Here is an 11,796-nt window from a genome sequence, read left to right on the forward strand (position 1 = left end):
TCCGTCGAAACGTACGAAAGCGGACCGTCACCGGCCGCGATCCTACCCCTCCGGGCTTGCTAGTCTGCGCCAGGCCAGGTCGGGTCGGGAGAGTGATGAGATGCCGCGGTTCAGTGTGGTGGTGCCGGTGCACGCCGTCGAGGAGTACCTCCCGGAGTGCCTGGAGTCGGTGCTTGCACAAACCTTCGCGGACTTCGAACTGATCGGGGTGGACGACCGCTCGCCCGACGGCTGCGGCGCCATCCTGGACGCGGCCGCCGCCCGCGACCCCCGGGTCACCGTCCGCCACCTGCCCGAGAACGTCGGCCTCGGCCCGGCCCGCAACGCGGGCGCGGAACTCGCCACCGGCGACTACGTGCTCTTCCTGGACAGCGACGACACCCTCACCCCCGGCCTGCTCGCCGACATCGACGCCCGGCTGCGCGCCACCGGCGACCCCGACCTGCTGGTGTTCGACTACGCCCGCACCTACTGGGACGGCCGGGTCGCCCGCTCCGCCTCCGCCCCCGTCTTCGCCCGGCCCGGCCCCGAGGTGTTCACCACGGACGAACGGCCCGACCTGCTCGACCTGCTCCAGGTCGCCTGGAACAAGGCGTACCGCCGCGGCTTCCTGGCCGACAACGGCCTGTCCTTCCCGCCCGGCTACTACGAGGACACCCCGTTCACCTACCCGGCGCTGCTCGCCGCCGAGCGGATCACCCTGCTCGACACCGTCGGCGTCCACTACCGGCAGCGCCGCGAGGGCGGCAACATCCTCGCCACCGCCTCCCGCAAGCACTTCGACGTCTTCGCCCAGTACGACCGGGTGTTCGCCTTCCTCGACGCCCGCCCCGACCTGGGCCGCTGGCGCCCCGTCGTCTACCGGAGGATGCTCGGCCACCTCGCCACCGTGGTCTCCAGGCCCGGACGCGTCCCGGCCGGGGACCGCCGCGAGTTCTTCCGCCGCGCCGCCGAGCACTGCACCCGCCACCGCCCCGCCGGCTACCGCCCCGCCCCCGGCCGCGAAGGCCTGCGCGGCGAACTGGTCGCCCGCGGCAACCACCTCGGCTTCCAGGGCCTGCGCATGCTCGCCCGGGCCCGCCGGGCCGTCCGCCGCTGAAACGCGAACCGCTGCGCGGGCCCGCCCCGGTAGGCGGCTGATCGCCTGCGGCAGGCACCCCGGTTTCCAGGGCCGTCCGCCGCTGGGACGCGCGCTGCCGCGCGGGCCCGCCCTCCGCCGGGAGGGGCCGGGCGTCCGGGGGCGCCGGGGGCGTCCGGTGGTGTGCCGTCGCGTCGGTCCGCGTTCGGGGGGCCGGGCGGCGGTATACAGCCAAGGGTGGACTTCCTCACCAAGCTGCCCGTGGTCGGCCCGCTGGTCGCCCGCCTGCTGCGCAGCCGCCCCTACCGGGTGTACCTGCTGTTCGACGACGTGCAGGGCAACCGGCTGGCCGGGGCGGTCACCTTCTTCGGGTTCCTGGCGTTGTTCCCGCTGCTCACCGTGGCCCTGGCGATCGCCCTGGCCACCCTCTCCGACGCCCGGGTCCACCAGTTGCAGGACAAGATCTCCGAGCAGCTGCCCGGCCTCGCCGACTCGCTCGACCTGAACGCCATGGTCGCCAACGCGGGCACCGTCGGACTGGTCTCCGGCGTGCTGCTGCTGGTCTCCGGCCTCGGCTGGGTCGACACCATGCGCGGTGCCGTGCGCACCGCCTGGCGGCTGCCGGACGAGGGCGGGAACCCGGTCCTGGTCAAGGCCCGCGACTGCGTGGTGCTGCTCGGCCTGGGCCTGGTCTGCCTGGCCTCGCTGGCCGCCTCCGCGGTGGCCACCACCCTCGCCCAACGGCTCGCCGACGGCCTCGGCCTGCACGGCGGGGCCGCCCGCTGGGCGCTGTCCGCGCTGGGCTTCCTGATCGCGGTCTGCGCCGACCTGCTGCTGTTCGCCTACCTGCTCGGCCCGTTCCCGCGGATCCGCGACCAGCACCGCCGCGCCCTGCTGGAGGGCGCGCTGATCGGCGCGGTCGGCTTCGAACTGCTGAAGCTGCTGCTCTCCTCGTACCTGGGCTCGGTGGCCGGCCGCAGCCTGTACGGGGCGTTCGGCGTGCCGGTGGCGCTGCTGCTGTGGATCGACTTCGTCGCCCGGCTGCTGATGTACTGCGCGGCCTGGACGGCCCTGGCCGACCCGGAGGAGGCCCGGCTGCGGGCCGTCCGGCAGGCCGAGGCGGCCCTCGAAACCGCTGGGAAGACACCAGCCCGAGCCACTGTCCGGCATTCGGACGAGTGACTATGATCCCGCTCACACCCGTCCGGCTTCGGCCGCCGACCGCACCCGGTGGCGTCCCGCACGCCCCGGCCCGCACCCAGGAGACCGTGTGTCCGCTCTAGACACCAGTGCCGCTCCCGCCGCTCCCGCCGCCCCCGACGACGTGCCCGGATGGTTCTTCCGGGCCGACCGGGAGGTGTTCTCCCACCTGCTGGACCGGCAGACCGCCGCCGGGACCAGCGGCGACCTGCTGGAGATGGGCGCCTACCTGGGCCGCTCGGCGATCCTGCTCGGCAACCACCTGCAGAGCGGCGAGACCTTCACGGTCTGCGACCTGTTCGACCTCGACGCGCCCGACGACGAGAACTCCGCCGAGATGAGCATGTCCTACCGGGAGACCCTCACCCGGCGCGCCTTCGAGACCAACTACCGGGCCTTCCACCCCGAGCTCCCGGTGATCGTCCAGGCCCCCACCTCGGTGCTCGCCGACGGCCGGATCGCCGCCGACAGCTGCCGCTTCGTCCACATCGACGCCTCCCACCTGTACGAGCACGTGGCGGGCGACATCCTGGTCGCCCGCGACGCGCTCGCCAAGAACGGCGTCGTCGCCCTCGACGACTACCGCGCCCCGCACACCCCCGGCGTGGCGGCCGCCGTCTGGGAGGCCGTGTTCACCCTCGGGCTGCGGCCGGTGCTGCTCACCCCCGAGAAGTTCTACGGCACCTGGGGCGACGCGGACGCCGTCCGCGCCGACCTGCTCGCCCGGGACTGGCGCGCCGAGGGCTTCCGGCTCGACGAGGAGCACCTCGCCGGGCAGGTCTGCCACCGCCTCGCCTGGGACGAGCCCGCGCCGCCCGCGCGGCCCGCCCCGCAGCGCTCGCTGTCCCGCCGGGTCGCCCTGGACGTGCTGCCGCCGTTCGCCGCCCGCGCGGTGCGCCGCGCCCTGCGCAACGGGCGCAAGGCCGCCTGACGCCCCGTCGGCGCCGCCGGTACCCCCCGTGCACCGGCGGCGCGCCCCGGCCCGCTCAGCCCCGGCCCGCTCAGCCCTCGTCCGACCAGCCCCCGTCGGCCCGGCCCCCCTGGCGTCCGGCGGCCCGGCGGCGCAGCGCCCGCAGCCGCAGCAGCCCGGCCGCCGCGACCGCCGCGCACAGCCCCACCGCCGACCAGGTCACCGGGCCCGGCCCGGAGGCCGCCGCGTGCGCCGCCAGCCCGCTCCCCGAGCCGGGCTCCGCGGGCCGGGCCGGGTCGGACGGGCCCGGGTCGGGCCGGGCCGCGACCGGCTCCGCGGCGGGCGCCGGGGAGCCCTGCTCCGCGCCGCCGTCCTCGGCCAGCACCCCCACCGGCTCGACCTTGCCCGCCGCGGCGAAGCCCCAGTCGAGCAGCGCCGCCGCCTCGTCGTACACCTTCGGGCTGCTCGCCGGGTGCATCACCGTCACCAGCAGCGTCCGCCCGCCGCGCTCGGCCGCGCCCGTGTAGGTGGCGCCCGCGTTCGTGGTGTAGCCGTTCTTCACCCCGATCAGGCCCGGGTACTTGCCCAGCAGCCGGTCGGTGTTGGCGATGCCGAAGCTGCCGCGCTGCCCGGTCTTCTTGTCCACCGCGCCCGGGAACTGCGCCCAGCGGGTCGCGCAGTACGCCCGGAACTCCGGGTTGCGCAGGCCCGCCCGGGCGAACAGGGTCAGGTCGTACGCCGAGGTGACCTGCCCGTCCATGTCGTAGCCGTCCGGGCTGACCACGTGGGTGTCCCGGGCCTGCAACTGCTCCGCCCGGGCCTGCATGTCGGCGACGGTCTTCGCCACGCCGCCGTTCATGTTCGCCAGCACGTGCACCGCGTCGTTGCCGGAGGACAGGAACACCCCGCGCCACAGGTCCTCGACCTTGTAGTCGAGGTCCTCCTTGATGCCGACCAGGCTGCTGCCCGCGCCCATCCCCTGCAGCTCCGACCAGGTCACCCGGTGCACGTCGGAGGCGTGGAAGCGGGGCAGCACGGTGTCCGCGAACAGCATCTTCAGGGTCGACGCGGGCGGCAGCTGCGCGTGCGCGTTGAACGCGGCCAGCACCTGCCCGCTGCCCGCGTCCGCGACCACCCAGGACTTCCCGGTCAGGTCCTTCGGCAGCGCCGGGGCCCCCGCCGCCACCTGCACCCCGGCCGCACCCAGCCGCTCCCCGCCCACCACCGCGGGCGGCGGCGCGTCGCCCGGAACGGCGGCCGCGGCGGCAGCGGCGGGCACCAGGACCAGGACGGCAGCGGACGAACCGTGGAGGATCCGGCGGATTATCAGCATTCCGGGAAAGTAACCCGGCCGCGCCCGGCCCCCCCGCGGCGCCGCCGCGCGCCACCACGAACGTGTACCGCCCACTGCTCCGATCGGCGGGCCCCGCATACTGGACGGGCACCCCGTCTGCCGCGAAGGACCCCGCCATGAAGCTCAGCCGCCCGGTCTCCTGGTTCCTCACCGCCTTCGGCGTCTGGTCCGTCTTCATCTGGACGACCTTCGTCAAGAACCTCTGGAAGGACTCCGGCGGCCAGGCCTTCGTGAACGGCGACCACTCCCAGCCCACCGCCTTCTTCTGGGTCCACCTGCTGCTCGCCGTCACCTCCCTGCTGCTCGGCCTCGCCATCGGCTGGATCGGCGTCCGCGGCCTGCGCGCCCTGCGTGCCCTGCGCGGCCAGGAGCCCGCCCCCGCCGCGGAGTAGCCGCGGCCGGGCAAGGGCAATTCGCTTGCGTCCCAACCCCGTTCCGGAGCAGGATGCGCGGCCGGGCGACGATCGCGCACGCCCGCACACCGTCTTCCTGGGGGGTCCCTTGTCCCGCTCCGTCCCGCCGCGGCTGCTCGCCGCGTGCGCCACGGCCGTCCTCGCCGCGGGCCTGTTCGCCGCGCCCGCGGCACAGGCCGAACCCGGTCCGGCCGTCACCGGCCCGACCGTCCTGCCCGGCACCTACCTGGACACCGGCCGAACCGACGGCTGCAACGCCACCGGCACGCCGGGCTGGGTCAGCGTGAGCCAGTTCGGCCCCGAACTGTACGCGCGCACCACCGCGCCCGCCGCCCGCTTCAAGCTGTGGGACGCCACCGGTGCGAAGGTCCTCGACACCACCGCCGACGCGGACCTCGGCGCCGTCCGGACCTCCGTCGCGAACCTCCCCGACGGCGCCGGCTACACCTGGCAGGTCTGGCCGCAGTACCGGCCGGGCTCCGGGCAGCCCACCGAGACCTGCCGCTTCGGCGTCGACACCACCCAGCCCGCGGCGCCCACCGTCCACTCGGACGACTTCCCCGACAGCGGCGGCGGCAAGTACGCCGGGCAGCCCGGCGCGTTCACCTTCTCCGCCTCCGACACCGGCTCCGGCCTGGCCTGCTTCCGCTACGTGCTGGACGGCACGGAGGGCGTCGGCGGCTGCGACCCGGCCGACCCCGACGTGGTCCTGCCGGACGCGGACGGCACCGCCACCGTGACCCTCAAGCCCGCCGGGTGGGGCACCCACGACCTCCAGGTGCAGGCCGTCGACCACGCGGGCAACACCACCCAGCCGGTCCGCTACAGCTTCTTCGCGCCGTCCAACCCCAACCCGCCCAAGGCCCTCGGCGACGTGGACAACGACGGCGTCCCCGACATCCTGCTGCCGGACTCCCGGGGCAACCTGCTGGTGATCAGCGGCGACGCCGCGGGCACCACCCCCACCACCGTCGTCCCCGCCGAGCGGGCCCCGCTCGACGGCAGCTGGAGCGGCCTGCAGGTGGTCCACAAGGGCTGGGGCAACAGCGCACCGGCCGACACGCTCTTCGTCCGCAGCACCGCCCCCGGCAACAACGGCTACCTCTACATGTACGCCAACCAGGGCGCGTTCCCGGTCGGCGCGAACAGCCCGGCTCTGGTCCGGCACCCCAGCTCCTGCACCGACCTCGCCAACCTCCCGACCACTTGCCCGGACGGGCGCAGCACCACCTACCGGGACGTCCGGCAGCTGGTCGCGTTCGGCTCGGTCGACCAGGCCCGGCCCTACGGCCTCAACCTGCTGGACGTCGAGCAGGGCGACCTGTGGCTGCAGCGCGACCCCTCCCGGTTCGGCAAGTCCACCCGCCTCACCACCAGCGGCGCCTGGAACGGCTACGACCTGATCGCCCCCGGCCCCGACGCCGACGGCAACCTCGCCCTGTGGTCCCGCGAGCAGTCCACCGGCCTGCTGCGCGCGCACGCCGTGCCGAAGCTCGCCGACGGCGGCTACGACTTCTCCGGCCTCGCCGACCCGGCCGCGGGCACCGTCCTCGGCACCTTCCCGGTCGCCGACTACCCGACCCTCGGCAGCTCCGGCGACCTCAACGGCGACGGGCAGCCCGACCTGTACGCCGTCACCGCCGACCGGCACCTGCTCGCCTACCACGGCGCCGCCGCCCCGAGGGACCGCGGCCCGCTCGCCTGACCACCACCGTCGACTTCCCGGGGGAGGGCGGTGGTGAAGCGTCCGGAACCGGGGTGGGGGAACGGCCGGATCGTGCCGGTGGCCCGGCCGGCTGACCGCGCCCGGGGACGCAGGAGGGCGCGGGCAACGTCGGGCGCACCGTTTCCCGGGTCGTCCTGCCGCCGGCCACGGACGGGCGCATGTGCATGCCCTCTTCAAATGGCCGAATCCCGCTGCTAGCCTGCCCGGCACGAACTGTGGGGGAGGGCTTCGGCGTGAGCACCAGTACCACCCACGAGGAGGCCCGTCCGGAGTGGGCGCGGCGCCAGGAGCGGGCGCGGCGGCACCGGCGGGCCAAGTCCCGGCTGCGGCTGCCCTTCGTGGTGGCGGCGGCCTGCTGGGCGGTGCTGCTGCTGTGGTGGGCGGCGGTGTACCCGGCGTACACCGGGGCGGTGCCCGACGGGTCGGCGCCGCTGTACGCGGCGGCCGTGCGGGCCGTGCACGCCGGGCCCGCCACGCTGCTGCAGACCGCGGCGGCGGCCTTCGCGCTCGGGTACCTGGTGGCCGCGCTCGCCCGGTTCGGGGTGCGCGGGCGCCACAGCGGGCCGGTCGCCCTCGCGCTGGCCGCGCTCCCGCCGACCGCGACCCTGGTGGTCTCGGCCACGCCCGGGGCGGTCGCCACCGTCGCCGCGCTGCTGCTCACCGGGGCCGGGCTGCGGCTGCTGGTCCGGCGGGTCGAGGGCGGCCTGCAGCTCGGCGGGCCCGCCCAGCGGCTGGATCTGGCCGTGCTGTTCTCGGCCGTCTGCGCCCTCGCGCTGACCGGCACCCGGGGCGCCGGGACGGCGCTGGTCGCGGTCGCGGTGCTGCTGCCGGCGCTGCCCGGGGCGCGGGTGCGCCTGGTGCTGCTGGCCTCGTTCGCGCTGGCGGTGCCGATCGCGCTCGGCCTGCTCGGCCACCCCGCCGACCGCGGCGGCGACCTGCACACCCTGCGGGCCGCCGACCTGGCCCTGGCCCAGCACCGCGCCCCCGCCCCGCTCGGCCCCGCCCTGACCGCCGTCGCCCCGCCCGCGACCTGGGACGCGGCGGGCGCCGACTGCTCCGCGAGCGCCGCCCTCACCGGGCCGTGGGACGCCGCCGCGGCCCGCCGCCACCAGGGCGAACTCGCCGCCGCCTGGCGCCGGTTGCTGCGCGACCACCCCGACCGGGTGCTGGACGCCCGGCTCTGCCGGGGACGGCTCGCCTGGGGCGTCTGGGCGGGCAGCAGCGGCCCGCACGCCGCCACCGGGGTCCCGGGCCCGGCGGCCGACTCCCGCGGCCTGTGGCACCCCCTGCACGCCGCCGCGTCCTGGAGCCGCACCCTGCTGCGCGCCCCGCAGCTCGACTGGCTGCTGTGGCGCGGTGCCCTGTGGGCCTACCTGGGCCTGGCCGCCGCCGTCCTGTACGCCTGGCGGCACCGGCTGGCCGCCCTCGTCCCGGTCGCGGGCGCGGCCGTCCTCGGCACCCAGCTGGCGCTCACCGCCTCCGCCGCCGACCAGGACTACCGCACCATGGCCGCCGCCCTGTTCCTCGGCCCGCTGCTGCTCACCCTCGCCACCGTCCGCACCCGCCGCACCGCCTGACGCACCCCGGACACGCCGGAGGGCCCGCCCGGAGCGAACTCCGGACGGGCCCTTCGGACGGGTCGGACTAGAAGCGGCGCGTGACGAGCGCGCGCTTCACCTCCTGGATCGCCTTGGTGACCTCGATGCCGCGCGGGCAGGCCTCCGAGCAGTTGAAGGTGGTGCGGCAGCGCCACACGCCCTCACGGTCGTTGAGGATCTCCAGGCGCTGCTCGCCGCCCTCGTCGCGCGAGTCGAAGATGAAGCGGTGCGCGTTGACGATCGCCGCCGGGCCGAAGTACTGGCCGTCGTTCCAGAACACCGGGCACGAGGAGGTGCACGCGGCGCACAGGATGCACTTGGTGGTGTCGTCGAAGCGCTCGCGGTCGGCCTGCGACTGCAGGCGCTCGCGGGTCGGCTCGTTCCCCGAGGTGATCAGGAACGGCATGACGTCCTTGTACGCCTGGAAGAACGGGTCCATGTCCACGATCAGGTCCTTGAGGACCGCGAGGCCCTTGATGGCCTCGATCGTGATCGGCTTCTCCGGGTTGACGTCCTTGATCAGGGTCTTGCACGCCAGCCGGTTGCGCCCGTTGATCCGCATGGCGTCCGAACCGCAGATGCCGTGCGCGCAGGAGCGGCGGTACGTGAGCGTGCCGTCCTGCTCCCACTTGATCTTGTTGAGCGCGTCCAGGACGCGCTCCTTCGGGTCCATCAGGAGCTGGTAGTCCACCCACACCGGGTCCGGGTGCTCCTCCGGGTTGAACCGGCGGATCCGGAAGGTGACGCTGATCAGCTGGGCGCTGCCCGCCTCGACCGCGTCCAGCGCGGCCGAGTGCGTCTCGACGGTCGGAGTGGACATCAGTACTTACGCTCCATCGGCTGGTAGCGGGTCTGCACGACCGGCTTGTAGTCGAGGCGGATGGAGGTGGTGCCGTCCTCGGCCACCTCGCGGTACGCCATGGTGTGCTGCATGAACTTCACGTCGTCACGGGTCGGGAAGTCCTCGCGGTAGTGACCGCCGCGGGACTCCTCGCGGGCCAGCGCCGAGACGACCAGGACCTCGGCCAGGTCGAGCAGGTTGCCCAGCTCGACGGCCTCCAGCAGGTCGGTGTTGTAGCGCGAGCCCTTGTCCGCGATCGAGACGTTCTTGAAGCGCTCCTTGAGCGCCGCCACGTCCTCGACCGCCTGCTGCAGGGTCTTGCCGGTGCGGTAGACGGACACGTTGGCGTCCATCGACTCCTGCAGCTCCTGGCGGATCTTCGCGACCGACTCGGTGCCGGTGGCGTTCCGCAGGCCCTCCACCAGCGCCTCGACCAGCGCGCCCGGGTCCTCCGGCAGCGGCACGAAGTCGTGCTTGTCGGAGTACTCGGCGGCGGCGATGCCCGCCCGGCGGCCGAACACGTTGATGTCCAGCAGCGAGTTGGTGCCCAGGCGGTTGGCGCCGTGCACCGACACGCACGCGACCTCGCCCGCGGCGTACAGGCCCGGGACGACCTCGGTGTTGTTCTTCAGGACCTCACCCTCGACGTTGGTCGGGATGCCGCCCATCGCGTAGTGCGCGGTGGGCTGGATCGGGATCGGGTCCGTGTAGGGCTCGATGCCGAGGTAGGTGCGCGCGAACTCGGTGATGTCCGGCAGCTTGGCGTCCAGCTGCTCCGGCGGCAGGTGGGTCAGGTCCAGGTAGACGTGGTCGCCGTCGGGGCCGCAGCCGCGGCCGGCCCGGATCTCCGAGTAGATCGCGCGGGAGCACACGTCACGGGACGCGAGGTCCTTCATGACGGGGGCGTAGCGCTCCATGAAGCGCTCGCCGTCCTTGTTGCGCAGGATGCCGCCCTCGCCGCGGGCGCCCTCGGTGAGCAGGATGCCCATCCGCCAGATGCCCGTCGGGTGGAACTGGAAGAACTCCATGTCCTCCAGCGGCAGGCCCCGGCGCAGCGCCACGGCCTGGCCGTCACCGGTCAGGGTGTGCGCGTTCGAGGTGACCTTGAACATCTTGCCCGTGCCGCCGGAGGCGAACACCACGGCCTTGGCCTGGAAGACGTGGATCTCGCCGGTGGCGAGCTCGTAGGCCACCACGCCGGCGGTGCGGCCCTCGTTGATCAGCAGGTCGAGGACGTAGAACTCGTTGAAGAACTCGACGCCGTGCTTGACGCAGTTCTGGAACAGCGTCTGCAGGATCATGTGGCCGGTGCGGTCCGCGGCGTAGCAGGACCGGCGGACCGGGGCCTCGCCGTGGTTGCGGGAGTGGCCGCCGAAGCGGCGCTGGTCGATCCGGCCCTGGTCGGTGCGGGAGAAGGGGAGGCCCATCTTCTCCAGGTCGAGGACGGCGTCGATGGCCTCCTTGCACATGATCTCGGCGGCGTCCTGGTCGACCAGGTAGTCACCGCCCTTGACCGTGTCGAAGGTGTGCCACTCCCAGTTGTCCTCCTCGACGTTGGCGAGCGCGGCACACATGCCGCCCTGCGCCGCGCCGGTGTGGGACCGGGTCGGGTAGAGCTTGGTCAGCACCGCGGTGCGGCTGCGCTGCGTCGACTCGATGGCCGCGCGCATGCCGGCGCCGCCGGCGCCGACGATGACGGTGTCGTACTGGTGAATCTGCATGGGGGTCAGTCGCCTCTGGTGGCTCGTCTAGATGTTCGGGTCGAAGGTGAAGATCACCAGGGTGCCGAGGAGGACCGTGAACACGGTCGCGACGCCCAGGAGACCCTTGAGCCACAGACGAGTGGCGTCCTTCTCCGCGTAGTCGTTGATGACGGTGCGCATGCCGTTGGCGCCGTGCAGCATCGCCAGCCACAGCATCAGCAGGTCCCAGCCCTGCCAGAACGGGGAGGCCCAGCGGCCCGCCACGAAGGCGAAGCTGACCCGGGAGACGCCGCCGTCCAGCATCAGGTTGATCAGCAGGTGGCCCAGGACCAGCACCACCAGGACGACACCCGACAGGCGCATGAACAGCCAGGCGAGCATCTCGAAGTTGGTGCGGGTGCGGCGCGGGGTCTTCCGGGTGCGCGCCCGGGCGGGCTCCACCACGAAGGCGTCGGCGGGGTTGCCGGTGCCCAGGCCCTTGCCGGTGTGGGCATGGAGGGAGGGAACCACCAGGTCGTTGGTGTCAGTGGACACGCGGATCAGCCCCCGAACCAGGTGCGAAGGGTGTGCTCGAGGACGGGGTAGAACGAGCCGGCCATCAGGACGACCCAGACGCCCACGACGGTCCACAGCATCTGCTTCTGGTACTTCGGGCCCTTGGCCCAGAAGTCCACCGCCACGACCCGCAGGCCGTTCAGGGCGTGGAACAGGATGGCGGCCACCAGGCCGTACTCCATCAGGTTCACCAGCGGGATCTTGTACGTGGCGATCACCGAGTCGTACGCCTCGGGCGACACCCGCACCAGGGCGGTGTCAAGAACATGTGCGAACAGGAAGAAGAAGATCAGGACGCCGGTGACTCGATGAGCCACCCAGCTCCACATGCCTTCCCGGCCGCGGTACAGCGTTCCAGCCGGCACGGAAAACCCTCCGGAAGCGGTTCGGGGGCTCGGCCGGCTTCGGTGTCGGTCAG

At 73.8% G+C, this 11,796-nt stretch carries 11 protein-coding genes; 6 read left to right on the top strand and 5 right to left on the bottom strand.

Annotated elements, in window-relative coordinates; all coding sequences use genetic code 11:
• The first annotated feature begins 100 nt into the window (after positions 1-100).
• From OO57_RS16375 to OO57_RS16385, 3 genes are all read left to right on the top strand, one after another.
• Entirely contained in the window at positions 101-1,099 is a 999-nt protein-coding gene (locus OO57_RS16375) for a glycosyltransferase family 2 protein (protein ID WP_051777734.1), read from the top strand.
• A gap of 216 nt (positions 1,100-1,315) precedes the next feature.
• Positions 1,316-2,260 carry a YihY/virulence factor BrkB family protein gene (locus OO57_RS16380; RefSeq protein ID WP_033253211.1) on the top strand — a complete coding sequence of 315 codons (945 nt, stop codon included), beginning with the start codon at positions 1,316-1,318 and terminating at the stop codon, positions 2,258-2,260.
• Between the two features lie 88 nt (positions 2,261-2,348).
• Positions 2,349-3,209 (top strand): class I SAM-dependent methyltransferase, encoded by an 861-nt coding sequence (locus OO57_RS16385; RefSeq protein WP_033253212.1) that lies wholly within the window; start codon positions 2,349-2,351, stop codon positions 3,207-3,209.
• A 70-nt stretch (positions 3,210-3,279) separates the two neighbouring features.
• On the opposite strand, the gene OO57_RS16390 is transcribed toward OO57_RS16385, so the two are convergent.
• Entirely contained in the window at positions 3,280-4,521 is a 1,242-nt protein-coding gene (locus OO57_RS16390) for a D-alanyl-D-alanine carboxypeptidase family protein (RefSeq protein ID WP_234337368.1), read from the bottom strand.
• Between the two features lie 137 nt (positions 4,522-4,658).
• Here OO57_RS16390 and OO57_RS16395 point away from each other — a divergent pair, with 137 nt between their 5' ends.
• The 3 genes from OO57_RS16395 (at position 4,659) to OO57_RS16405 (ending at position 8,258) form a co-directional block, all read left to right on the top strand.
• Positions 4,659-4,934, top strand: coding sequence for an SCO4848 family membrane protein (locus tag OO57_RS16395; protein ID WP_033253213.1), 276 nt, complete (start codon positions 4,659-4,661; stop codon positions 4,932-4,934).
• 109 nt (positions 4,935-5,043) lie between these two features.
• Complete coding sequence (locus OO57_RS46800) at positions 5,044-6,660, top strand: hypothetical protein (RefSeq protein ID WP_033253214.1); 1,617 nt, start codon at positions 5,044-5,046, stop codon at positions 6,658-6,660.
• Between the two features lie 254 nt (positions 6,661-6,914).
• On the top strand, positions 6,915-8,258 hold the full coding sequence (locus tag OO57_RS16405; RefSeq protein WP_158715142.1) for a hypothetical protein: 1,344 nt from the start codon (positions 6,915-6,917) through the stop codon (positions 8,256-8,258).
• A 67-nt stretch (positions 8,259-8,325) separates the two neighbouring features.
• Here OO57_RS16405 and OO57_RS16410 read toward each other — a convergent pair whose 3' ends face one another.
• From OO57_RS16410 to sdhC, 4 genes are read right to left on the bottom strand one after another with little or no spacing between them, the layout of a single operon-like run.
• Positions 8,326-9,099, bottom strand: a complete 774-nt coding sequence (locus OO57_RS16410) for a succinate dehydrogenase iron-sulfur subunit (RefSeq protein WP_033253216.1) — start codon at positions 9,097-9,099, stop codon at positions 8,326-8,328.
• Positions 9,099-10,841 (bottom strand): succinate dehydrogenase flavoprotein subunit, encoded by a 1,743-nt coding sequence (gene sdhA, locus OO57_RS16415; RefSeq protein ID WP_033253217.1) that lies wholly within the window; start codon positions 10,839-10,841, stop codon positions 9,099-9,101. The genes OO57_RS16410 and sdhA overlap by 1 nt, the downstream gene beginning before the upstream one ends.
• 27 nt (positions 10,842-10,868) lie before the next feature.
• Positions 10,869-11,357: a succinate dehydrogenase hydrophobic membrane anchor subunit gene (locus OO57_RS16420; protein WP_106974005.1), complete on the bottom strand. Its 489-nt coding sequence runs from the start codon at positions 11,355-11,357 to the stop codon at positions 10,869-10,871.
• A gap of 5 nt (positions 11,358-11,362) precedes the next feature.
• The gene (gene sdhC / locus OO57_RS16425; RefSeq protein ID WP_033253218.1) at positions 11,363-11,743 is read right to left on the bottom strand and encodes a succinate dehydrogenase, cytochrome b556 subunit; all 381 of its coding nucleotides are present in this window, start codon (positions 11,741-11,743) and stop codon (positions 11,363-11,365) included.
• Positions 11,744-11,796 lie beyond the last annotated feature (53 nt).

The sequence above is a fragment of the Kitasatospora phosalacinea genome (genome assembly GCF_000717185.1).
Lineage (GTDB): Bacteria > Actinomycetota > Actinomycetes > Streptomycetales > Streptomycetaceae > Kitasatospora > Kitasatospora phosalacinea_A.

Coding starts and splice junctions, on each gene's coding strand:
- OO57_RS16375 (WP_051777734.1), top strand. CDS start 101: ATGCCGCGGTTCAGTGTGGTGGTGCCGGTGCACGCCGTCGAGGAGTAC.
- OO57_RS16390 (WP_234337368.1), bottom strand. CDS start 4,521: ATGCTGATAATCCGCCGGATCCTCCACGGTTCGTCCGCTGCCGTCCTG.
- OO57_RS16395 (WP_033253213.1), top strand. CDS start 4,659: ATGAAGCTCAGCCGCCCGGTCTCCTGGTTCCTCACCGCCTTCGGCGTC.
- OO57_RS16410 (WP_033253216.1), bottom strand. CDS start 9,099: ATGTCCACTCCGACCGTCGAGACGCACTCGGCCGCGCTGGACGCGGTC.
- sdhA (WP_033253217.1), bottom strand. CDS start 10,841: ATGCAGATTCACCAGTACGACACCGTCATCGTCGGCGCCGGCGGCGCC.